We start from the raw sequence: 23,066 nt of genomic DNA on the forward strand, positions 1-23,066 counted from the left end.
AAAATTAAAATAATTATAGATGAAAAAGATCCTGTTTTGTGTGCTCATTATTGCCATCGCGATTGGTTGCAAACGCGATTTTCTCAATACAAAACCGCTGGATAAAGTTTCATCGGCCGATACCTGGAAAGACGGTGCCCTGGCAGAATCCTTTGTCACCGGCATTTATGCGGGTCTTGGTCAGGGCGGATTTGATGAACAAATGCTGGCATCCCTGTCAGATGAAGCGGTATTTACCCATCCCAGCCGCGGTATCAATATCATTAATGAAGGTACCGTCAACCCATCCAACCTCGGCTGGGTGAACGTGAACTACCGCTGGGGAAAGGATGGAAGCAATAACGATATGTATGCCAAGATCAGGCAGGCCAACCTGGCGTTGGAGAATTTGCGCACTGCCAGCTTCACCGATAAAACACTTAATGACCGGTTACAGGGTGAAGCGCATTTTATGCGCGCCTTCTTTTATCACCAGTTGGTACGATACTACGGTGGCGTACCCATCATTGACCGGTCGTATGGACTGGGTGAAGATTACAGCGTTACACGCAATACCTGGGAAGAATGCGTGAATTTCATCTTAAATGATTGCGATAGCGCCATCCTGCTGCTGAAAGGCAAGACTATGGCCGCAGGAAGGGCAAGCGACCTGGCGGCGATGGCGTTGAAATCGCGTATGCTGCTGTATGCCGCCAGCGATCTGCACGATATTCCAACCGCTAAAACAAAATCGAGCCTGATCAGCGGTTTCGCCAAACCGGAGTTACTGGGATATACCAGTGGTGATCGTACCGCCAGGTGGACGGCCGCCAAAAACGCCGCCAAAGCCCTGATGGATGCGGCTGCTACCAAAGGATATAAACTGAACCTCAACGCACCTGTATCTGCCGCTGAGGGCAAAAAGAATTATGTCTCCCTGGCCATGGGCGGAGGCAGTAAAAGCGGTGATGTAGATAAAGTAGCCGAAAGCGAAATACTCTTTGGCCGTTATTGGACCACCAGCAAGGATGAATATGCCGGTATGTATGTTGGTTTAGCCAACGGGCCCAATGGTTATCACAACTGGGCCGGTAATACGCCGGTGCAGGAGCTGGTAGATGATTACGAAATGATGGACGGCACCAAATTCAGCTGGAACGATCCGGTGCAAAAAGCGCAACCTTACGCCAATCGCGATCCCCGGTTCTACGCCTCCATTTTATATGATGGGGCCGACTGGAAACCACGGGACAAGATCAGTGGCAATGTTGACCCGGCCAACCAGATACAAACCGGTAAATACGACCAGGGCGGTGGCGTGTTCCTGGCCGGACTGGATACCCGTAACAGTTCTATTGAGAACTGGAATGGTAGCTGGACCGGTTATTACATGCGCAAGTTCATTGACCCCGACCCGAACATCGTTGATAATACGACAAGGCAAACCATTCCCTGGCCTTTCTTCCGCTATACCGAAGTGGTGATGAATTATATTGAAGCCTGCATCGAGCTGGGCGATGACACTGAAGCGAAAAACTGGTTAAATAAGATCCGTTACAGGGCGGGCATGCTGCCTGTCACCGAAACAGGCGCAGCTTTGAAAGACCGGTACAGAAATGAAAGAAGAATAGAACTGGCTTATGAAGACCAGCGTTATCACGATTGCCGCCGCTGGATGATAGCGCCCGCCGCCCTCGGCCGCAAGCTGGTGTATATTGATGTGGTGGCTACGCTGAAACCCGGCGCTACCTATTCCGCGCCTTACAAACACGACGAAACTAAATATAATTATGTTTATACGCCAATAGAAGTAAATTCGCAGGAGAACCGGAAATGGGACGATAAAATGTATTTCAGGCCAATTCCACTGGACGAAATGAATACCAATCTGAAACTTATTCAGAATCCAGGTTACAATTGATGAAGCGTTGGTACTTATAAGAAGATCTTCTGGTCATAGTTATATGAAGTAGGAAGTAAGAAGTAAGAGGTAAGAAAAACCTGTATTTCTTACTTCCTACTTCTTACTTCAATAAAACTCAACGATTGCATATATGATTGTTTTTGCACAGAAGCGTCTTTTATTTTGGTTAGGCATCTTTTGTATCTTTTTCTCCTGTAACAGCAACGATAAACCCAAACAAGCGGCAGCCCCGCCCCTTTTCACTTTACTTTCGGCCGACAGTACTCATGTAACTTTCAACAATACCTTAACGGAAGGCTTAAACACCAATGTGTTGATGTATGAGTATTTCTATAATGGCGGTGGTGTGGCTACCGGCGATGTAAACGGAGATGGGCTGGCCGATATTTACTTTACCGCCAACATGGGCGATAACCAGCTTTACCTGAACAAGGGCGCGATGCATTTTGAAGATATCACTGCCACTGCCGGCGTTGGCGGGCGGCCCGGCCCCTGGAAAACCGGCGTTACCATGGCCGATGTAAATGGCGATGGCCTCCTGGATATTTATATTTGTTATTCAGGTAAACTGCGTGGCGAAAAAAGGATCAACCAGTTGTTCATCAATAGCGGCAATGACGCAAAAGGCTATCCGCATTTCAGTGAACAGGCGCAGCAATACGGACTGGCAGATTCAAGTTACACCACCCAGGCTTATTTCTTTGATATGGACCGCGACAGCGACCTCGACCTGTTGCTGCTCAACCACAACCCCAAGGCGCTGGCAGTGCTCGATGAAGCCAGTACGGCAGCTATTTTACAACAGGACGACCCGGCTATCGGCATCAGGTTGTTCCGGAACGACAATAATCATTTTACTGATATTACCCGAAAGGCCGGTATCAGCAGTTCTTCATTAACGTATGGGTTAGGCGCCGGTATTGCCGATATCAATGGCGATTGCTGGCCCGATGTGTACATCAGTAATGATTATGCAGTGCCCGATTATCTGTACATCAATAACCACAACGGTACGTTTACCGATCAGCTGCAGAAATGCCTTGGGCACAACAGCCAGTTCTCGATGGGAAACGACATTGCCGACATCAACAACGATGCATTGCCCGATATCTATACGCTCGATATGCTGCCCGAAGACAATCGCCGGCAGAAATTATTGTTTGCACCGGATAATTATGAAAAGTTCGATTTGAACATTCGCTCTGGTTTTTATTACCAGTACATGCGCAATATGTTGCAGTTAAATATTGGAAGCCCTTCACCGGCCGCCAATCCATTATTTACCGAGATCGGACAGCTGGCAGGCGTTTCCAATACCGACTGGAGCTGGGCCCCCCTGTTGGCCGATTATGACAACGATGGCTGGAAGGACCTGATGGTGACCAATGGTTACCTGCGCGATTTTACGAATCTTGATTTCATCAAATACATGAACGATTACCTGCAAAGCAAGGGCCGTTTACAACGCGAGCAGGTGCTTGACCTCGTTCATCAAATGCCTTCTTCCCAGGTGATCAATTACCTGTTCAGCAATAATAAGAACGGCACATTTAGCAATGTTTCGGCCCAATGGGGGTTCGATAAACCCTCCAACAGCAATGGCGCCGCTTATGCCGATCTTGACAACGACGGTGATCTTGACCTGGTGATCAACAACATTAACCAACCGGCTTTTATTTATCGCAACGAAAACCGCCAGCGAACCGGTTCACACTATCTGCAGGTAAAATTGCAGGGATTGCCCGGCAATACACAGGGCCTTGGTGCGAAAGTGATCTGCTACAGCAAGGGCATGCAACAATTGCTGGAACAAATGCCTACCCGGGGATATTTATCTACCGTATCAGCTACGCTTCATTTCGGACTGGGCACACAAACAACTATTGATTCCCTGCGGGTGATCTGGTTAAGCGGTAAACAACAGGTGATACATCCTGTAGCAATTGACCAGGTGCTGGTGGTTGATGAAAAAGCGGCAACCGGCCAATATAAAGCGGAAGCGGCGCCTCCTGCCCTGTTTGCAGAAATACCTGCACCGGTAAATTATAAAGCACCGGTAAACGCTATAAACGACTTTAAACGACAACCCCTTTTGGTAAGCCCGTTGTCATTTAGCGGGCCCTGCCTGGTAAAAGGCGATGTGAACGGAGATAAACTGGACGATATTTATGCCGGGGGCGGCAGCGGACAACCGGCTCAACTATACCTGCAACAAAAAGACGGCCGGTTCATCCCAAAACCACAACCCGCATTTGAGGGTGATGCAAAATGTGAAGACGCTGATGCCGCGATCGTTGATGTAAACGGTGATGGCTATCCTGATATTTATGTGGCCAGTGGTGGGTATCATAATTATACACCGGATGATCCCCTGTTACAGGACCGGTTATACCTCAATGATGGCAAAGGGAATTTCACCAAAAGCAACAATGCCCTGCCGTTCATGAAGGTGAGTAAAAGCTGTGTACGGGTGAATGATATCAATAGCGATGGGCACCCCGATCTGTTTGTAGGGGGCCGGGTAATACCGGGCCGCTATCCCGAAACACCCGAGAGCTTCCTGCTTATCAATGATGGTAAAGGTCATTTTACCAATCAGATCGCGGCGATAGCGCCTTCACTGCAAAAAGCGGGAATGGTCACCGATGCCGTTTGGATCGATATGAACAACGATTCAAAAAAAGACCTGGTGGTAGCAGGCGAATGGATGCCGGTGATGGTGTGCATCAACGTCAATAACAAATTACAGGATAAAACAACCGATTATTTCAATACGCCTTATCGTGGCTGGTGGAACAAAATAACCACCGGTGATTTTAATAAAGATGGTCACCCTGACCTGGTTGTGGGTAATTTGGGATTGAATGCCCAATGCCGGGCCAGTGATAAGGAGCCGGCCGACCTGTATTACAAAGATTTTGACGACAATGGCGCCATTGATCCGGTGTTCTGTTTTTACATTCAGGGAAAATCGTATCCCTATTGCACCCGCGATGAATTGCTCGATCAGATCAGTATGATGCGCACCCGCTTTACCGATTATAAAAGCTATGCCGATGCTACCATCAACAATGTTTTTACAGAAGAGGAAATGAAAGGCGCCGGGCATTTGCAGGCTAACTATCTGCAAACGGCGTATTTCGAAAGTACCGCTTCAGGCAAGTTCCTGCCAAAAAGGCTTCCCATTCAGGCTCAATATGCACCAGTGTATACGATTACCCCGCTTGATTATAACCATGATGGGCATGAAGACCTGTTGCTATGTGGTAATGTAAACCATGCCCGGTTGCGGCCGGGTAAGTATGATGCCAACTATGGCATATTGTTGCAGAATGATGGCAGGGGCGGGTTTACTTATATTGATCAGCAGCGATCAGGATTTTATCTCAAAGGAGATGTGCGCTGTGTGCTTGCGATAAATGATTGGTTGTTGTTTGGCATTAACCAGCAACCGGCAAAAGCTTTTACGTTATCAAAAAAGAATACCACCCGATGAAACGGACCATATACAATACCATTTACCTTATTTCAATCCTCATGATCGAATTGACCGGTTGTACATCACGCACGAACAAAGAACCTGTATTAACGGCTGCCGTCATTGGCCAGGTTACAACAGAAATGACGGAAGTGATGATACACGATATTACCAATCCGCCATTGGCCGCCCGCTTTTTCTCCTATGCCTGCCTGGCCGGTTATGAAATAGTGGCGCAAAACGATAGTTCTTTCAAAACCATGCATGGCGTGCTCAAAGAATATCCTGATCTTAAAAAGTCAGATACCATTCAGGGCTACGATGTACCATTGAGTGCGGTGCTGGCCATGCTGGAAACGGCGCAGAAAATGCAGCCAACCGGAAAACAGCTGGCCGTTTATGAACAGCATTTGCTCGACAGCTGTCGCCGCCTGGGTTATGAGGAAGACCGTATTTATAATTCCTTGCGCTATGCAAAAGCCATCAGTAAAAAAATACTGGTTTGGGCAAAGGCCGACGGCTATAATAAGATCAGCAATTTTCCCCGCTATACACCGCTTGATAAAGAAGGCTGCTGGTATCCCACCCCACCGGGTTTTTTGCCTGCGGTAGAACCTTATTTCAATACAGTGCGTACGATGGCGCTTGATTCCTGTTCGCAGTTCATGGCGCCGCCACCCACCCCTTTTTCAAGTGGCAAAAAAACTGCCTTTTACAAACTGCTGTTACAAAATTATAATGATGGCAAACCGGTATCGGAAGATCAGCGGGTGATCGCTGCATTTTGGGATTGCAATCCGTTTGCCATTCAGGATGATGGGCATTTAATAATGAGCAAAAAGAAGATCTCGCCGGGTGCACACTGGTTAGGCATTACCGGTATCGCCTGTGAAAAGGCCGGTAAGCGGTTTGAAGAAACCATGCAGATCTATACCTGGGTTTCGGTTGGCCTGATGGATGCATTTATTTGTTGCTGGGATGAAAAATACCGCAGCAACCGCATTCGTCCGGAGACCGCTATTCGTAAATACATCGACCCCAAATGGACGCCGGTGCTGCAAACGCCGCCATTTCCCGAATACCTGAGCGGGCATTCGGTCATCTCGGCCTGCTCGGCCACCATTCTCTCCCATTTCTTTGGAAATAATTTTGCGTATACCGATAGTGTGGAGGTGGCGTATGGTTTACCACCGCGTTCTTTTACTTCCTTTAACCAGGCTGCCCAGGAAGCAGCCGTGAGCCGTTTTTACGGCGGCATTCATTTTATGGATGCGATCGAGAATGGGTTACTGGTTGGAAATAAAGTGGGTGGTTGGGTAGTTGGTAAAATGTAAAAAATTGTTCCAGGTTGCAAATTTGGAAGTCCGCAACCTGGAACCTGTTAGTGTTATTGATCAACACTAACCTTTATAACCACCTTTTTCACAAAAGAAGCTTTATCGATCATAATATTCGGCATATGCAGATCATGCGGGAAGAAAACCGCAAACATGCCCTCACGTAATATAGAGTAGAACGAAGGCTTTTCTCCCCACAGCATAAAATCTTTTTCTTCATCATACGCTTTGGAAGGCGTTTGTTGTTGAAGAAAATCATGACCAATGCGTTCTGCGCCGGTTACTATATATTGAATGTCGATATATTTTTTATGCGACTCCATTTGCTCATTGTCGGGGTTAACCGTGTCGTACTCGTTCACAATAGCAAACAGGTTGGTGCCATCCAGTTCATACTTTCCCTTTTCTACTTTTGAAAAATCAGTGTTGGCCAGGTATTCAAAGGCTTTTTTAAACCGGGCGCCCTGGTTATAATACATGTGTGCATTTGACAGCAGATCAATGAGCATGGGGTATAATTAAATGATTAATTGAGGTAGCAAGATACGGAAAGATATGTTAGGCGCATGAGCGGTTATAGGAAAACGAAGTAGGATGTAAGAAGTAGGAAAATACAAAATTCAAGATCTTCTTACCTCCTACTTCATAAACTTATATCTACAAAGGTCCTACTAGCAATCCCAACTTCTTTAAAAGAATATTTGATACTGCAGCACTACGCTGTTCTTACGCGCACCTTGCTCAATACCACTGGTAACCACTTCGTACGTTGGCCGGTTCTGCCAGTCGAGCGTGAATTTTGATCTATGTCCGTTCAGCAGGCAATTGATTCCGGCATTGTATACGTTCATTTTATTACCCTGTAACGCGTCGAATTTGGCGCTGGTGAACGTGGCATAAGGCATCAGGCGGCTTTTGCCTTTTCCGGGCAACAGGTAACCAACCTGGGTATAAATAACCTGGCCGGTACCAAACATCGGGTAAGCATTGCCATAAGTAGGTCCCTGACCCGTTATATAATCGAAAGGAAAAAGGGTTCTGCCATTGGCAGGATTCATAGAGCCGTTGTAGCGCAGGTAATTGGTGCCATAATCGGTATTGAAAAATCCGGCATAGGCCGAGATCGCATCCTGTTTGCCGCCCAGTGGCATGTCGAGAAAACTTTCCACCGCAAACAATTTCATGTCCTGGTAAACGGTGTCGTTATTGCTCCATCTCCACATAGCATCTTTTTGAAATATACCGCCTACCGCAATATTGAAGATCTTCTTCTTGCCCAGGTAGGTGCCGGTCATATAAGGCGTGGTGTGATTTTCATGCTCGAAGAACTGGTATATAATATAAGCCTGCGGTTGCAGGGTATGGCCATAATTCGAGAAGGTGGAATAGGTTTGCGCTTGCGTAGTTGTTGAAACATTGCCTGATGAAGAAATAGGAAAAGGATCGCTCAGGATGAACCGGTAGTCGAACTTTCCAACCTGACCTCTTGCATAAATACTGAGTTTGCGGCTGAACTCATCGGTTTGATCAACGGTACTTTGGGCAAACACCGGTACGTCCATGGTCATAATGGTGCTAACACTGGGTTGCGAGAACCGCGATAAGCCGTTGGCTATAGTGAGCCCGCCACCTACTTTCAACTGATTGCCTTTCGACACTTTGTATTCGCCGAGGGCATCATGAAAAAAAGCATGCAGTTTCCGGTTCGAGCCTGTATTGTACTGGCTGTTGAAATTGTTCATCCCGAACTGGAAATAGATAAAAACTTTATCGGTCAGCTGGCCAAAAGCCTGAAACCTCGTTCTGCGCAACCCGATATCGAATGAGTTGTCTTTCAGTTTGTTTTCAACCGTGGTGCCGGGGTTATTTTCATTGAAGCGAACCCAGGTCTGGTTCATTACGGTAAATTGAAAATAATGGCTGCCATCGGCATTGAGGTTAAATTGTAAGGCTTCTTTTTCGGCGGTTGTCGATGTGGGTGGTACGCCGTTGCTGTCGGCCCGTTTTTCTTCCTGGCTGTAGGAATACAATGATAATAAAAGGCAGGATACAATGCTGGTTGTTCTCATGGTAGTAACTTTTGGGTTTTGATTTCGGTGGGCGAATATAACAACCAGGAGATTAAAATGGGATTAGAACGGTGTAAACAGTAACAGTAAACGCCATAATTAACATTATGGATAGCGCAGAAAAACGCAGGAAAGAAGTGTATGAGGGGGCAAACAATCGAGCCGCCCAATAAGGACCTGGGCGTGGTCATTTAGCGCAGCAAACGAAAGAGGACCGCCAAATGTAAATAATATTTTTTACAGTTCATAATTTGTTGATCTCCCCTATTACTTCCATTTCCCGGTCGAATACGCGGATGTTTTTGAAGCTTATTTTGTCTTCCATATGTATTATATAGGTAACCGGCTTCAGCGATTGTTCAATTTCTTCTACAAGAACAATAGTATAATCGTAATACACTGATCTTACCATAGCCCGTACATCACGTGCCAGTTTTGTTTCATCATACTGGCGAATGGTATTCAGCCATTTCCCTTTCTTATTAAAAGTAACCAGGTGCAGCACCTCACCGGCTGTAAACCGGGCCCGGTACCCATCTGGCACTTCATACCACGTTTCATTATCTACTTGTTGATAGCTGTTTTTAAAATTCCTGACTGCTTTGATAGGAATATTGCGGAACACCGCCATATTGTTGACCGGTGGAGCTATACGCTCCCTTTCGAGAGCAGCTACATCTTTGAGGTCCTGTTTTTTTACAGCAGGTTGTGCCAGGGCAGAAATACTGGTGAGCATTAATACGCTGCCCGTAACCAGTGATACAATCAGGTTTTTCATATTGATATTAAATATTTTACAGCCGCCTTTTATAGCAGGGCAATCGACATATGGAGCAATAAAATATCTGAAACGATGTAGTTAAACAGGAATGATGCAGTGGTTAATAGCAGCGAAAAAATTAGTACTCAAATATAAAAAAATAATTTATTTGACGAGATTAAAATTAATCGTTCCGTCAACAATTAAAAAGCCCCCGATGCACCGGGGGCCTTGCTTTGATTAAATCGCAACTTAGGTTAACAGCTAGTTGCCGACCTTCAGGTCAACCTTTTGTACATCGGCAGAACTGCGGCCTACAAGGCATTCAAATACGCCATCTTCAACCGTGTATTGCATATCGGCATTCCAGAAAGCCAGCTTGCTGGCATCAATGGTAAAGGAAACTGTTTTTGTTTGCCCGGGTTCAAGGGTAATGCGCGTAAAGTCTTTCAACTCTTTCACCGGTCTTGTTACACTGCTTACTTTTTGATGTATATATAATTGAACAATTTCATCGCCTTTCATAGTGCCGGTATTGGTAACATCAACCTCAACGGTACCGTATACTTTATTGCCTGCCGGTTCTACAGAAGACAGGCTACCCTTTTTGGCGGTTGACGCATTCGCCATCAATACCCGTGGTTTTGAATAGGTGAAGGTGGTATAGCTTAACCCATGACCAAAGGGGAACAAAGGCGTTTTATCTTCCACCACATAATCGAAAAAGTGGGCGCTTGGTTTGTGATTATAATAAACAGGCACCTGCCCCGTCGATCTGGGATAGGTAATAGTCAACTTACCCGATGGGTTGGCATCGCCAAACAAAATATTGGCAAATGCATTACCGGCTTCTTCGCCCATAAACCAGCCATCGACGATTGCCGGAACATTTTGTACAACCCAGGGAATAGCGAGCGGGCGACCATGCATTAAATATACCACAACCGGTTTGCCGGTAGCCACAATGGCTTTCACCAGGTCTTCCTGCTGGCTTTGCAATCGCAGATCGGCCATATCGCCAAAGTGATTAGGCCCCCAGGCCTCGCGCGATAATTGCTCGTTCTCTCCTATTGCCAGCACAACCACATCGGCCTGCTGTGCCGTTTTAACCGCCTCATCGATCAGCTGGGCATTTTCAGCGGCGGTGGGGAATATAATGGTGTCGATATACTGGTAGTTGTTCTGACTAATGGAATCGCCATTGGCGGTTATCCGGCAACCTTTTGCGTACAGTACTTCTGCCCCCTGGGCTTTATTCCTTAATGCTTCTAATAACGAGATATTTTTATCGGGCAGGCCTGAGTAATCGCCGAGGAGGTTGGCAGCTGCCATAGGGCCCACCACTGCGATCTTTTTATACTGATCTTTTTTAAAGGGTAACAGGCGGCTGGTGGCATTTCCGAATGGCGCATTCTTCAACAGCACCATCGACTCTTCGGCTATTTTCAGCGCCAGCTGATGGCCTTCGGTATTGGCCGCATTTTGTTTGGCCTTTTCGAGATCGATGGGTTGTTGCTGATCGAACAAACCGAGTTTGAATTTCAACTCTAAAATTCTGGCAACGGCGCTGTCGAGCGATTTGGTGCTGATCCTGTTCTCTTTTACCAACGCACCAAGATGGCGGTAATTAATGCCATAAGGCAGGTCGGTTGTTACACCGGCATTGAAAGCCTTGAGCGCAGCCGCTTTTTGATCGGTGGCAATAAAGTGTTTATTCCACAACTGATCAATACCAAACCAGTCACTCACCACTACCCCATTGTAGTTCCATTCTTTGCGCAGTACATCTTTCAACAACCATTTATTGGCGTGAGAAGGCATGCCGTCAATTTCATTATAGGATGCCATGATACCGGCAGGATTGGCATACTTCACACACAGGCGGAAGGGTTCCATATGCGCTTCGCGAATAACGCGTAAGGAATAGTTGGCCGGCGACTGGTTACTGCCGCCTTCCGATTGCCCATGTCCTGAGAAATGTTTCAATGTTGCTCCTACATGATCAGGCGCAATGATGCCATTGTTACTGCCCTGAAAACCGCGAACAATTGCGCTGCCCAGCATACCGCACAAATACGGGTCTTCACCCAGCGTTTCGCCGGTTCTGCCCCAGCGCGGATCGCGGCAAACGTCTACAACAGGCGCCAGCACCAGGCTGGTGCCGCGTACCCGGGCCTGCATGGCGGCGTGGGTATATATTTTTTCAAGCAGGTTCACATCCCAGGAGCAGGATAAACCAATGCCATGCGGAAACACATCAACCTGGCGTTGAACCAGGCCGTGATGGGCCTCGTCAATAAAGATAATGGGAATGCCGAGGCGGGTCTTGTTTACCATATAGTCCTGGAGGCGGTTGCGGGCGGTAATGGTTTGCTCCATGGTTTCATCAAAGGCCGGGTTCATCATACCCATACCATTTTTGAAAAGGGAATCGAGCCTGCCAGTATTATTAAACAATTTATCGTCGAGTTTAGGGCGGCCGGCATGCATGGTTTGCAGCTGGGCCACTTTTTCTTCGAGCGTCATGCGGGAAAGCAGATCAGTTACCCGTTTGGCGATGGGTTGTTTGGCATCTTTGTAAACGGGTTGTTGCGCATAGGTATAGCTAATGCAACCAATAAGACAGGAAACGACAAGCGTAACAAATTTCATTTTGAACAGTTGAGTTTTTGTTAAGACAAATCAATGCCGCCTCACGCTGAAGTTTTGATGAGTGCCGACACGCGGGGGTCCGAATGAAATTTGGTTGGGGATTGTTAGAAGGGGCTGAAGATAGGAAAAAAAATGAAATGGCCTGTAACTGAAAACGATATGATGAAAAGATATATACATCGTTATGGAGCGCCAATATTTTCAGTTTCATCGTTTTGTTCACTGACCGGTGGTCTGTTTTGGAGGCCAAAACCCTTGAATTTTCCATTTTCCGGGGGGATTCCTTTGCAAATTTTTTAATGAACGGGTGCCAGACGGCGGTTTGTTCAACAGATCAAGCCAGAATTTGATGTTTTTTCATTTTTAACTCCACTATTAGAAAAAATACAGATAAATCCCTTATAATCTGACTATATTTTAAGAATTTTGCAACTTGATTTAAATTATTAAAAATGAGCAAAACCCCCGCTGCATTATTCGACAAAGTATGGGATTCGCATGTGGTCAGGCATATTGAAGATGGCCCCGATGTGTTGTTTATTGACCGGCATTTTATTCATGAGGTAACCAGCCCGGTAGCATTTCTGGGTTTGGAAAGCCGGGGACTGAAAGTGATGTTCCCCGAGAAAACCTTCGCTACAGCCGATCATAATACCCCTACCATTAACCAGCATTTACCCGTTCAGGACCCCCTGAGCGCCAACCAGCTGAAAGCCCTGGAAACAAACTCGGCTAAATATGGTATTTCACACTGGGGACTGGGCAATCCTAAAAATGGTATCGTGCACGTTGTGGGTCCCGAAAACGGTATTACCCTGCCAGGTATGACCATCGTTTGCGGTGATTCGCATACTTCTACCCATGGCGCTTTTGGCGCTATTGCATTTGGTATTGGTACTTCCGAAGTGGAAATGGTACTTTCTTCCCAATGTATTATGCAGCCCCGCCCAAAGAAAATGCGTATTAAAGTGAACGGCAAACTGGGCAAAGGCATCGTTCCCAAAGACGTAGTGCTGTACATCATTTCAAAACTTACCGCAGCCGGCGCCACCGGTTATTTTGTGGAATTTGCCGGTGATGTGTTCGAGAACATGAGCATGGAAGGCCGCATGACCGTGTGTAACATGAGTATTGAAATGGGCGCCCGTGGTGGTATGATAGCCCCGGACGAAACTACCTTTAATTATATCAAAGGCCGCGAAAAAGCGCCTAAAGGCGAAGCCTGGGATAAAGCGCTGGCTTACTGGAAAACGCTGAAAACTGAAGAAGGCGCTTTCTTTGATAAAGAATATGATTTTGCTGCTTCAGATATTGAACCCATGATCACTTACGGAACCAATCCGGGTTTGGGTATCGGTATTACCAAAAAGATCCCCACAGCAGCAGAAATAGGCGGCAGCAAGGCCAGCTACGAAAAATCGCTTGGCTACATGGATTTCCATGAGCAGGAAAGCATGTTGGGTAAAAAAGTTGATTATGTATTTATAGGTAGCTGTACCAACGGCCGTATCGAGGACTTCCGCGCATTTGCTTCTGTGATCAAAGGCCGTAAAAAAGCCGATCATGTAACTGCCTGGATCGTGCCCGGTTCGCACATCGTTGAACAACAGATCAGGGAAGAAGGCATTCTGGATATTCTGCTCGATGCAGGGTTCCAGTTGCGTCAGCCCGGTTGTTCAGCCTGTTTGGCGATGAATGACGACAAGATCCCCGCCGGCAAGTATGCAGTGAGCACCAGCAACCGTAACTTCGAAGGCCGCCAGGGCCCCGGAGCAAGGACCATGCTGGCGAGCCCGCTGGTAGCAGCAGCCGCTGCCGTTACCGGGTTCGTAACTGATCCGAGAGAACTCATATAAAGTTACCGGTTACCGGATACCAGTTACCCGTTTTCCCGGCAACCGGAACCCGGGACCAGGAAACTGATAACAGATACGAGAAAGAACAATCAATACACAAAACAAACATGGCGTACGACAAATTCACTATATTAAAAAGCACTGCGGTACCTATGCCTATTGAGAACGTAGATACCGACCAGATCATTCCGGCCCGTTTTTTAAAAGCTACCGAGCGTAAGGGATTTGGTGATAACCTGTTCCGCGACTGGCGCTATGAAGGCGATGGCACACCTAAAAAAGATTTCGTTTTAAATAATCCTATCTATTCAGGTAAAATACTGGTTGGCGGAAAGAACTTCGGCAGCGGTAGCAGCCGTGAACACGCTGCCTGGGCTATTTATGATTATGGCTTCCGTTGCGTGGTGAGCAGCTTCTTTGCCGATATCTTCAAGAACAACTCCCTGAACATTGGCATATTACCGGTACAGGTAAGCGAATCGTTCCTCGATCAGATCTTTAAAGCTATTGAGGCTAACCCAAAGACCGAACTGGAAGTAAACCTGGCCGATCAAAAGATCAGCATCGTGGGCGGCGCTTCAGAATCGTTCGAGATCAATGGCTATAAAAAGCACAATATGATGAATGGCTTCGATGATATCGATTTTCTGCAAAGCCTGAAAGGCGATATCCAGTCATTCGCAACAAAAAGCATTTATTAATAAGTTCCAAAATACAGATCCCAAGTTCCAAATTCCAAATTGGTTCCAGGAACTTGGGATTTGGAATTTTTACATTTTATGCCAGGTGACCAGCGATACCTAGAGATTATGGATACCACACTCCGCGATGGCGAACAAACCAGCGGCGTGTCGTTCTCCCCCACCGAAAAACTGACGATAGCCCAACTGCTTTTGACGGAAGTTAAAGTTGACCGTATTGAAATTGCTTCAGCACGGGTAAGTGAAGGGGAATTTGAAGCCGTAAAAGCCATCACCAAATGGGCAAAGGCCAATGGTTTTTTGAACCGGGTTGAAGTGCTCACTTTTGTTGATGGCGACGTATCTATTCAATGGATGCAACAGGCCGGCGCCAAAGTGATGAACCTGCTCACCAAAGGATCGCTCAACCACCTCACCCACCAGTTAAAGAAGAAACCGGAACAGCATTTTGCCGAAATAGCCGATGTAATAAAGCTTGCCCGAAAAAAAGGAATTGAAGTAAATGTATATCTCGAAGACTGGAGCAATGGTATGCGCCATTCAAAGGAGTATGTGTTCCAGTACCTCGACTTTATTCAAAAACTGCCGGTAAAACGCATTATGTTACCCGATACACTTGGCATTCTTACGCCATCGGAAGTAACAGAATATATATCGGCTATTGTACAACGCTACCCCGATCTCCATTTCGATTTTCACGCACATAATGATTATGACCTGGGCACCGCCAATGTACTGGAAGGTGTAAAGGCCGGCGCCAAAGGCATTCACCTTACTATAAACGGTATGGGCGAAAGAGCGGGTAACGCCCCCCTGGCCAGCGCCATTGCCGTGTTGAACGATTTTCTGCCCGAAGTAAAAACTTCGGTGGCGGAAGCCTCCCTGTACCGGGTAAGTAAACTGGTTGAAACGTTTTCAGGTTTCCGCATACCTGTTAACAAACCGGTGGTGGGCGAAAACGTGTTCACGCAAACGGCGGGCATTCATGCCGATGGCGATAAAAAGAACAAACTCTATTTCAGTGACCTGATGCCCGAGCGTTTTGGCCGCCAGCGTAAATATGCCCTGGGCAAAACCAGCGGCAAGGCGAATATTGAAAATAACCTGGCCCAGCTGGGTATCAGATTGAGTGAACATGATCTCAAAAGGGTGACCCAGCGTATCATTGAGCTGGGCGATAAAAAAGAAGTGGTTACCCAGGCCGATCTGCCGTACATCATCTCCGATGTGATCGATAGCAAGAACATTGAAGAAAAAGTACTTATTGATAATTATGTATTGACCCATTCCAAGAACCTGCATCCTTCTGCAACGGTAAAAATTTCTATCGATGGCGAATTACATGAAGAGCATTCCCAGGGCGATGGACAATACGATGCCTTTATGAATGCGCTGAAAAAAGTATATAAGAAGCTGAAAAAGGAGCTGCCGCTTTTAACTGATTATGCGGTGCGTATTCCGCCCGGTGGTAAAACAGATGCCCTGTGCGAAACTGTTATCACCTGGAGCTTTAACGGGAAAGAATTCAAGACCCGGGGGCTCGACAGCGATCAAACGGTGGCGGCGATAAAAGCCACACAGAAAATGTTAAACCTCATTTAATAGTTACCAGTTACCAGATTCCGGTTCCCGGGCCCTGGTAACTGGCAACCGGTAACCGGTAACAGAATCAGAATTCACAAAAGATCATTTTTTAGTAAAATCAATCTTAAGCAAACATGGCAAGCAAGCACATACTCATCGTCCCCGGCGACGGCATTGGACAGGAAGTAACCGCAGTTGGTAAAAAAGTGTTAGATAAGATCGCTGCAAAATTCGGACACACCTTTTCATACGACGAAGCGTTGATTGGTCATGTGGCCATTGAAGCAACCGGCAATCCCCTCCCCGACGAATCGCTGGAGAAAATGCGCAAATCAGACGCCGTTCTGTTTGGCGCCGTAGGTCATCCCAAATATGACAACGATCCTTCTGCGAAAGTACGTCCCGAACAAGGGCTGTTGAAAATGCGTAAAGAGCTGGGTCTGTATGCCAACCTTCGCCCAATTAAATTATTTGATGAGTTATTGGGCGCTTCCAGCATTAAACCTGAAATATTGAAAGGCGCCGACATCCTGTTCTTCCGCGAGCTCACCGGTGATATTTATTTTGGTGAGAAAGGCAGAAAGAACAATGGCGACACCGCATACGACATAGCCGAATATAGCCGCTTTGAAGTAGAGCGTATTGCCCGCAAGGCATTTGAAGCCGCCCGCACAAGAAGAAAGAAATTATGCTCTGTAGATAAAGCCAATGTTATTGAAACAAGCCGCCTGTGGCGCGAAGTGATCCAAAAAGTAGCGAAAGAGTATCCTGATGTAGAAGTTGAACATCAGTTTGTAGATGCCACAGCGATGTTGCTCATTAAAGATCCCCGCCGTTTTGATGTGGTGGTAACTGCCAACCTGTTTGGTGATATCCTTACCGACGAAGCATCACAGATCGCCGGTTCTATGGGTATGCTGGCCTCCGCTTCTATTGGCGATGGCACAGGCGTATACGAACCTATTCACGGTTCAGCGCATGATATTACCGGTAAGGGCGTAGCCAATCCGCTGGCCTCTATTTTATCAGCAGCATTGTTGCTTGATATCTCTTTCGGAATGAAAGCCGAATCAGAAGCCGTGATCAGTGCCGTTGACAAAGTATTGAAAGCAGGTTTCCGCACCCGCGATATCGCCGATGCACAAACTCCTGCACACAAAATACTGGGCACAGAGGCAATTGGTGAAGAGGTGTTGAAGTTTTTGTAAAATACTATAGGTACATTTTTGTAGGGCGTCCCGATTTATCGGGACGCTTTTTTGTTGCCATTAACTGGTAGCAATAGTTGATAACAATCAGTATTTTTATAATTGCCGTTAGTTTATTTTCATGCATAGATAAATTTGTATGAAAACTGACAAATATCCATTGAGGTCAGAAGAAAGTTATACGGTTTTTGAGTTTATCAGTTGGGGGCCAAAAGGATTTGTTCACAAGCTTGTTCACTTTCAAAAAACAGATGCCCCGGGACTATATAACTTAGCTTTTGGAGACAAGAATCATGAAACAGGCGAATTGGATGATCTGGCCAAAACTAATAATGGCGACAGTGAAAAAGTTTTGGCGACTGTTGTTGCTGCCTTATATGCATTTTTTACCAAACATCCAGAGGCCCTTGTTTACGCAACTGGCAGTACCACCTCAAGAACAAGGCTTTATCGCAGGGGTATCACCAAATATTATGACGAAATGGTGATTGATTTTCAAGTGTTTGGGCAGGTTGGTAATGAATTTCATCTATTTGAAACAGGTAAAGATTATTCAGGATTTTTAGCTCAAAGAAAAAAAACTTAAATTGCATTTATATATATGTATATATGAAAAACATACAGGAGTTCAATAATCGCAAAGTGCCTGTTATATGCATTGACCCTTCACTTGAAAAGTACCGGGATAAAACTCCTTTTCCCGAAAAATTGGCTAAGGCAAATGAAATGCTTAAGACAGCTAAATTGCCAAACAAGAAAAAACGCAACTAAAGTTATCATACAATATAAGTAATTAAAAGGGTGGGCATTCAGTGTCCCACCCTTTTCGCGTTTTATAATGTAGCGCCTGCTTTCTTTCTGTCGATCATTTTTTCCATGAGGTCGGGCACTTTATCAAATACGGCGCTTAGTCCTTTATTTGATTTTGTAGAAATAAAGGAGATCTGATCGCCACGGGTTACCAGAAAACCTATAGGTTCAACCCCCATTCCGCCACCGGCGCCTCCGCCAGTGCCTTCACCCTGGCCTTTACCATCCTGCCGGCCTGTCCCTTCTCCACCGCCATAGCCAACGCCCATTCCGAATTTAATAACCGGTACACAGGTAAATTCGCCTAACTGGAATGATTGCCCTATCACCGTTTCTGTCTTTGCTTCTGTTTTTAACAATTCGGTAAGCTGCTTTACCGTTTCATCGAGATTAAATGACATAACATGATATTTTACGGTTAACAAATAGAATCGCTTATCTGCGGAGATAAGCCATTAACATTTTCCAAACCTGGTTGTGGATGCGGATGAAAAAATAGTTTTCGTTGGTGAAGTTGATTCTCAGGTGACCACATAAGGCGGGATAAAATGTAAAAGGATACAGTTCGGCATTTTTTGCAAAATCCCCGGTATCAATCGAAAGCTGCCATTGCTGTACCGTACAACTGCGCAGTACCTGCCACCCTTTTTTTAGTTTTGGGAGCATGTTTTTCGGTTTGGCAGCTCTGGCTTTTTTTTCAGCTGGCTTTTTCTTTTTGCCTGTTTGCGCTGACAGCCTGAATGTGTGCCTGTAAAATAGTATCTGTACATTCAACAACCACTCCTGTTGAAACCAGATCCTGCATTGGCCTACAGACACCCATCGCAAATTAGCTTCCGGTACTCTTGTATCGATCTCAATATATAAGGGCATGGTTAACAACCAAATGATAAACAAGCCTATAAGTAATATGATTATTATAAGTAGCACTGCTTATAAAGTTCCACCTATAATCAGAAAAGAAAAATGAGCAGGATCAGGCGGTTGCATGATAGAAATGAGGTTTGCAAACACGAGAAATCCTGTAAGCGCTCCTAATACACCAACTGATTCGCATAACGCCTTAACTGCAGTTCAGCTACCTTGGCGGCAAAACTTGTATTGATGAGCAGGTAACCTGCATTCTCAAAACTCTGCTGCGCATTTTTAATATCAACAATGGTGGCCTGCCACGCCATAACTGTTATTAATATCTGCTATAATTTGAGGAGCAATTTGCCACCAGGCTGCACGGTTATCAGGTGCAGCTTTTGCAGTTACCAGAACCAGCAATAACAAGGATAATCCTGTCTTTTTCATAGCCAACCTGTTTTAATGTTCTGCATTAACAGACGTTAAAAGAACTGGCCATCTGGTTACAAATGCATTCATTAACCATCAATTAAGATTGGTTAATGAGGGGTTAACAAAATAAAAACAGGGCGGCACTCATAAGTATGCCAAATAAGGGCAGAATTGTGTTAGAAACAGATAATTACGTAAATTATATCTCTTTAATTTAGATCTACCTTTACCATAGGAATCAGGCCATATGAAGCATTTAAAAAAACAACTGCAACAGGGCGCCACCCTGCATGGCTGCTGGCTGAATTTAGGCAGCGCGGTAACCGCCGAGATCGTGGGCTTATCAGGATTCGACTGGGTGCTGCTAGACCTTGAACATGGGGCGGGAACCGAAAAGGATGTGTATCACCAGTTGCAGGCGCTTGAACATACGCCGGCTGCTGCTATTGTTCGCATCGAGAGCGCTCAACGGCAACGCATCCATCGCATACTCGATATGGGTGCTGAAGGCATTATGTGCCCCCGCATTAGCAATACAGCTGAAGCTGCTGCGGTTGCCAGCGGTTTGCATTATCCGCCCGATGGTACGCGGGGTGTTGCCAAAATGGTGCGGGCCACTTCGTTCGGACAAAATTTTCAAAACTATTATCAGCAGGCAAAAGAAAATATTGTAGGGATAGTGCAGATAGAGACCATTGAAGTGCTTGACCACCTCGACGAAATTGCCGCGCTCGATGGCATAGACGTGTTGTTTATTGGTCCGGCCGATTTAACCATGGCCCTCGGCATTTTTGGCCAGTTCGATCATCCATTATACCTCGATGCGGTAAAAGCCACGGTGAATGCAGCTAACAAGGCTGGCAAGGCAACCGGCATATTATTCTTTAATGCAGGTGAATATGCCCGCTACAGCAGCATGGGCATACGCATGATCGCCTGCGGCGCCGACGCCACATTTGTGGCTGATGCGGCGCGCAACATGGCCAGTACATTACAAACATTGCGGAGCTCCGGAAAAACAGGCATGCCATGACGTTATCCTTATTCTTAGCTGAACCGGTTGTTATATTATTTACCGGCATTGTTATAGTGGCCGGTGGTATCATCGCAATAAAACTGCATCCTTTTCTGGCGCTTTTATTAGGCGCGCTGGTGGTGGCTATTATGACGCCTGCATCGGCTGTTGAACAATATGCGCTCAGCAAAGGCGCCACGGCGGCTGCGGCCCTGCAACAGGCAAACCGCAGCGTTGGGGAAAGAGTCGCGCTGGAGTTTGGTAATACCTGTTCAAAAATAGGCATCATCATAGCCATGGCGGCCATCATCGGAAAATGCCTGCTCGAAAGTGGCGCCGCAGAACGCATAGTACGATCGGTATTACGGCTCACCGGTTTACAAAGAGCCCCGGTAGCTTTTATTATGAGTAGTTTTTTTGTGGGCATTCCCGTGTTCTTTGATGCAGTGATCTTACTCATGACACCATTGGCGAAAACCATAAGCCTGCGGCTGGGAAAGAATTATCTCCTGTTCATTTTGGCTATTGCCGGTGGCGCTGCTATGGCCAACTCACTGGTGCCACCAGCCCCTGGGCCCCTGTTCCTCGCTGGTGAAATGCATATTGCCATGGGCTCCATGATGATCGCCGGTATATTACTGGGACTATTCACCATTACAGCTGGTTATTATTATGCCGTATGGGTAAATAAAAAATGGCCGGTGGCATTAAGAGATTCACTCGATGCAAAGCTGGAAGATATCAGGACTGTTTCATTACAGGAAACCAAACAGCTTCCGCCCCTATGGCTGTCGATGCTGCCATTGCTGATACCATTGGTGTTTATATGCGCCGATACAGCATTGCATTCCATACATGGCGGCCGTCCGGCGGAAATATCTTCGTCCCTGTTCTTACAAAAAATGGCGGCTGTAATAAAATTCCTGGGCGACAGGAATATTGCGCTGGTAATTGGGGCACTTGTTTCGCTAATAATACTGCGGGTACATAAAAAAGCAACCCGGGAAGGGCTAAGTTCATTTTTGCAGGGAGCGGTGATCAGCGCAGGTAGTATTATACTCATCATTGCTGCAGGCGGCGCTTTTGGCGGCATGTTGCAGCAAACAGGCATCAGTGAGCGCATTGCCGGGGTTACAAAAGATTACCAGATGGCACTGATCCCAATGGCATTTTTTATCACTGCTATTGTAAGAACCGCACAGGGATCGGCAACGGTGGCATTGATCACCGCATCGGGTATACTGTCGGGATTAACGCATAATGCCCATCTTCCGTATCATCCCCTGTATATAGGGCTCGCTATAGGCTGCGGCTCAAAATTAATACCCTGGATGAATGATGCCGGGTTCTGGCTCATCTGTAAAATGAGCAACCTTACTGAAAAAGAAACCCTGAGAGCATTTGCGCCCATGCTGTTGGTAATGGGGCTTACGGGATTGATCATCATTATGATCGCAGCGAAACTGTTGCCACTGGTATAAGAATATAAAACCTGTACATAAATTATTGATAATGGAAAAAGTAGGATTTATTGGGTTAGGCATCATGGGCAAGCCCATGGCATTGCATTTGGTAAAAGCAGGTTATCCTGTATATGTATTGCAAAAAAGTAAAGCAGCTGCAGAGCTGGTTGAGGCAGGCGCCAAAGCGCTGGCTACCGGTAAGGCCATAGCGCAGGCGTGTGATATCATCATTACCATGCTGCCCGATTCGCCTGAAGTGTTGGAAGTTGTTACAGGCCCCGAAGGAATTGTGGAAGGCGTAAAGCCGGGCAGTTTGTTTATCGATATGAGCACCATTGCCCCGTCTGCTGCAAAGGAAATTTACCAGCTATTACAGGCAAAGGATGTGGAGGCGCTGGATGCACCTGTATCGGGCGGACAGGTAGGCGCCACCGCTGCTTCTCTTTCCATTATGGTGGGTGGTAATGCGGCTGCATTTGAGCGGGCCCTGCTCCTGTTCAATGCAATGGGAAAAAATATTGTGCACATTGGTGAAGCAGGCGCCGGACAAATGACAAAAGCCTGCAACCAAATGATCGTGGGTATGACCATACAGGCAGTGGCCGAAGCTTTTGCCCTGGCCAAAAAAGCGGGTGTTGATCTGGAGAAAATGCGGGAAGTGCTGCTGGGCGGTTTTGCGCAAAGCCGCATTCTAGATCTGCATGGAAAACGGATCATAGAAGAAAACTTTGCACCCGGCTTCAAAATAAAACTACACCGGAAAGACATGAATATAGCCTTACAGGCCGGAAAGGAATTTTCGGTTCCGCTATACGGAACGGCACAGGTAAGCGCTCATATGGATGCCTTGATTGCCCAGGGAAAGGGAGAATGGGACCATAGTGCTATTGCCTGGCTCATACAACAATTGTCGGGAACCCATTAGCAATTCCTGTTACCAGTTACA

19 protein-coding genes are annotated in these 23,066 nt (G+C 46.4%); 11 read left to right on the top strand and 8 right to left on the bottom strand.

The features are described from left to right. The first annotated feature begins 19 nt into the window (after nucleotides 1–19). From A3860_RS35310 to A3860_RS35320, 3 genes are all read left to right on the top strand, one after another. Nucleotides 20–1,900: a RagB/SusD family nutrient uptake outer membrane protein gene (locus tag A3860_RS35310; protein ID WP_081155309.1), complete on the top strand. Its 1,881-nt coding sequence runs from the start codon at nucleotides 20–22 to the stop codon at nucleotides 1,898–1,900. Nucleotides 1,901–2,033: 133 nt separating this feature from the next. Continuing rightward, nucleotides 2,034–5,399 carry a VCBS repeat-containing protein gene (locus A3860_RS35315; RefSeq protein WP_081155310.1) on the top strand — a complete coding sequence of 1,122 codons (3,366 nt, stop codon included), beginning with the start codon at nucleotides 2,034–2,036 and terminating at the stop codon, nucleotides 5,397–5,399. Next, nucleotides 5,396–6,715 carry a vanadium-dependent haloperoxidase gene (locus A3860_RS35320; protein ID WP_245843694.1) on the top strand — a complete coding sequence of 440 codons (1,320 nt, stop codon included), beginning with the start codon at nucleotides 5,396–5,398 and terminating at the stop codon, nucleotides 6,713–6,715. The genes A3860_RS35315 and A3860_RS35320 overlap by 4 nt, the downstream gene beginning before the upstream one ends. 53 nt (nucleotides 6,716–6,768) lie before the next feature. Here the strand turns inward: A3860_RS35320 and A3860_RS35325 are convergent, their stop codons facing one another. From A3860_RS35325 to A3860_RS35340, 4 genes are all read right to left on the bottom strand, one after another. Beyond that, nucleotides 6,769–7,227, bottom strand: a complete 459-nt coding sequence (locus A3860_RS35325) for a YhcH/YjgK/YiaL family protein (protein WP_081155311.1) — start codon at nucleotides 7,225–7,227, stop codon at nucleotides 6,769–6,771. Between the two features lie 180 nt (nucleotides 7,228–7,407). After that, a complete protein-coding gene (locus A3860_RS35330; protein ID WP_081155312.1) occupies nucleotides 7,408–8,787 on the bottom strand; it encodes a hypothetical protein in 1,380 nt (459 codons plus the stop codon). Nucleotides 8,788–9,031: 244 nt separating this feature from the next. Then, nucleotides 9,032–9,565, bottom strand: coding sequence for a hypothetical protein (locus tag A3860_RS35335; protein ID WP_081155313.1), 534 nt, complete (start codon nucleotides 9,563–9,565; stop codon nucleotides 9,032–9,034). A gap of 246 nt (nucleotides 9,566–9,811) precedes the next feature. Next, the gene (locus A3860_RS35340; RefSeq protein WP_081155314.1) at nucleotides 9,812–12,199 is read right to left on the bottom strand and encodes a glycoside hydrolase family 3 N-terminal domain-containing protein; all 2,388 of its coding nucleotides are present in this window, start codon (nucleotides 12,197–12,199) and stop codon (nucleotides 9,812–9,814) included. Nucleotides 12,200–12,651: 452 nt separating this feature from the next. Between A3860_RS35340 and leuC the strand changes: the two genes are divergently transcribed. From leuC to A3860_RS35365, 5 genes are all read left to right on the top strand, one after another. After that, nucleotides 12,652–14,055 (top strand): 3-isopropylmalate dehydratase large subunit, encoded by a 1,404-nt coding sequence (leuC, locus tag A3860_RS35345; RefSeq protein ID WP_081155315.1) that lies wholly within the window; start codon nucleotides 12,652–12,654, stop codon nucleotides 14,053–14,055. A 107-nt stretch (nucleotides 14,056–14,162) separates the two neighbouring features. Further along, nucleotides 14,163–14,756, top strand: a complete 594-nt coding sequence (leuD, locus tag A3860_RS35350; protein WP_081155316.1) for a 3-isopropylmalate dehydratase small subunit — start codon at nucleotides 14,163–14,165, stop codon at nucleotides 14,754–14,756. 108 nt (nucleotides 14,757–14,864) lie between these two features. Further along, entirely contained in the window at nucleotides 14,865–16,358 is a 1,494-nt protein-coding gene (locus A3860_RS35355; RefSeq protein ID WP_245843695.1) for an alpha-isopropylmalate synthase regulatory domain-containing protein, read from the top strand. A gap of 116 nt (nucleotides 16,359–16,474) precedes the next feature. Next, nucleotides 16,475–17,548: a 3-isopropylmalate dehydrogenase gene (gene leuB / locus A3860_RS35360; RefSeq protein WP_081155317.1), complete on the top strand. Its 1,074-nt coding sequence runs from the start codon at nucleotides 16,475–16,477 to the stop codon at nucleotides 17,546–17,548. Nucleotides 17,549–17,687: 139 nt separating this feature from the next. Further along, nucleotides 17,688–18,134, top strand: a complete 447-nt coding sequence (locus A3860_RS35365) for a DUF6934 family protein (RefSeq protein WP_081155318.1) — start codon at nucleotides 17,688–17,690, stop codon at nucleotides 18,132–18,134. A gap of 247 nt (nucleotides 18,135–18,381) precedes the next feature. Here the strand turns inward: A3860_RS35365 and A3860_RS35370 are convergent, their stop codons facing one another. The 4 genes from A3860_RS35370 to A3860_RS41395 form a co-directional block, all read right to left on the bottom strand. Next, a complete protein-coding gene (locus A3860_RS35370; RefSeq protein ID WP_081155319.1) occupies nucleotides 18,382–18,759 on the bottom strand; it encodes a GerW family sporulation protein in 378 nt (125 codons plus the stop codon). Between the two features lie 34 nt (nucleotides 18,760–18,793). Then, nucleotides 18,794–19,231 carry a hypothetical protein gene (locus A3860_RS35375; RefSeq protein ID WP_081155320.1) on the bottom strand — a complete coding sequence of 146 codons (438 nt, stop codon included), beginning with the start codon at nucleotides 19,229–19,231 and terminating at the stop codon, nucleotides 18,794–18,796. Between the two features lie 161 nt (nucleotides 19,232–19,392). Continuing rightward, entirely contained in the window at nucleotides 19,393–19,536 is a 144-nt protein-coding gene (locus A3860_RS41390; RefSeq protein WP_158085461.1) for a hypothetical protein, read from the bottom strand. Continuing rightward, nucleotides 19,511–19,657 (bottom strand): hypothetical protein, encoded by a 147-nt coding sequence (locus tag A3860_RS41395; RefSeq protein WP_158085462.1) that lies wholly within the window; start codon nucleotides 19,655–19,657, stop codon nucleotides 19,511–19,513. The genes A3860_RS41390 and A3860_RS41395 overlap by 26 nt, the downstream gene beginning before the upstream one ends. 232 nt (nucleotides 19,658–19,889) lie before the next feature. Between A3860_RS41395 and A3860_RS35380 the strand changes: the two genes are divergently transcribed. Genes A3860_RS35380 through A3860_RS35390 form a run of 3 tightly spaced genes read left to right on the top strand, consistent with a single transcriptional unit; the run spans nucleotide 19,890 to nucleotide 23,045 of the window. After that, nucleotides 19,890–20,675 carry an HpcH/HpaI aldolase family protein gene (locus A3860_RS35380; RefSeq protein WP_081155321.1) on the top strand — a complete coding sequence of 262 codons (786 nt, stop codon included), beginning with the start codon at nucleotides 19,890–19,892 and terminating at the stop codon, nucleotides 20,673–20,675. Further along, the gene (locus A3860_RS35385) at nucleotides 20,672–22,138 is read left to right on the top strand and encodes a GntP family permease (RefSeq protein ID WP_081155322.1); all 1,467 of its coding nucleotides are present in this window, start codon (nucleotides 20,672–20,674) and stop codon (nucleotides 22,136–22,138) included. The genes A3860_RS35380 and A3860_RS35385 overlap by 4 nt, the downstream gene beginning before the upstream one ends. 4 nt (nucleotides 22,139–22,142) lie before the next feature. Then, the gene (locus tag A3860_RS35390) at nucleotides 22,143–23,045 is read left to right on the top strand and encodes a 2-hydroxy-3-oxopropionate reductase (protein ID WP_394334802.1); all 903 of its coding nucleotides are present in this window, start codon (nucleotides 22,143–22,145) and stop codon (nucleotides 23,043–23,045) included. Nucleotides 23,046–23,066: the final 21 nt, after the last annotated feature.

The sequence above is a fragment of the Niastella vici genome (assembly GCF_002077945.1).
GTDB classification, from domain to species: Bacteria; Bacteroidota; Bacteroidia; order Chitinophagales; family Chitinophagaceae; genus Niastella; species Niastella vici.

Coding starts and splice junctions, on each gene's coding strand:
- A3860_RS35320 (WP_245843694.1), top strand. CDS start 5,396: ATGAAACGGACCATATACAATACCATTTACCTTATTTCAATCCTCATG.
- leuC (WP_081155315.1), top strand. CDS start 12,652: ATGAGCAAAACCCCCGCTGCATTATTCGACAAAGTATGGGATTCGCAT.
- A3860_RS41395 (WP_158085462.1), bottom strand. CDS start 19,657: ATGAAAAAGACAGGATTATCCTTGTTATTGCTGGTTCTGGTAACTGCA.
- leuB (WP_081155317.1), top strand. CDS start 16,475: ATGGCAAGCAAGCACATACTCATCGTCCCCGGCGACGGCATTGGACAG.
- A3860_RS35340 (WP_081155314.1), bottom strand. CDS start 12,199: ATGAAATTTGTTACGCTTGTCGTTTCCTGTCTTATTGGTTGCATTAGC.
- A3860_RS35380 (WP_081155321.1), top strand. CDS start 19,890: ATGAAGCATTTAAAAAAACAACTGCAACAGGGCGCCACCCTGCATGGC.
- A3860_RS35330 (WP_081155312.1), bottom strand. CDS start 8,787: ATGAGAACAACCAGCATTGTATCCTGCCTTTTATTATCATTGTATTCC.
- A3860_RS35370 (WP_081155319.1), bottom strand. CDS start 18,759: ATGTCATTTAATCTCGATGAAACGGTAAAGCAGCTTACCGAATTGTTA.
- A3860_RS35385 (WP_081155322.1), top strand. CDS start 20,672: ATGACGTTATCCTTATTCTTAGCTGAACCGGTTGTTATATTATTTACC.
- A3860_RS35355 (WP_245843695.1), top strand. CDS start 14,865: ATGGATACCACACTCCGCGATGGCGAACAAACCAGCGGCGTGTCGTTC.
- A3860_RS35335 (WP_081155313.1), bottom strand. CDS start 9,565: ATGAAAAACCTGATTGTATCACTGGTTACGGGCAGCGTATTAATGCTC.
- A3860_RS41390 (WP_158085461.1), bottom strand. CDS start 19,536: ATGGCGTGGCAGGCCACCATTGTTGATATTAAAAATGCGCAGCAGAGT.
- A3860_RS35310 (WP_081155309.1), top strand. CDS start 20: ATGAAAAAGATCCTGTTTTGTGTGCTCATTATTGCCATCGCGATTGGT.
- A3860_RS35315 (WP_081155310.1), top strand. CDS start 2,034: ATGATTGTTTTTGCACAGAAGCGTCTTTTATTTTGGTTAGGCATCTTT.
- A3860_RS35365 (WP_081155318.1), top strand. CDS start 17,688: ATGAAAACTGACAAATATCCATTGAGGTCAGAAGAAAGTTATACGGTT.
- leuD (WP_081155316.1), top strand. CDS start 14,163: ATGGCGTACGACAAATTCACTATATTAAAAAGCACTGCGGTACCTATG.
- A3860_RS35375 (WP_081155320.1), bottom strand. CDS start 19,231: ATGCCCTTATATATTGAGATCGATACAAGAGTACCGGAAGCTAATTTG.
- A3860_RS35325 (WP_081155311.1), bottom strand. CDS start 7,227: ATGCTCATTGATCTGCTGTCAAATGCACACATGTATTATAACCAGGGC.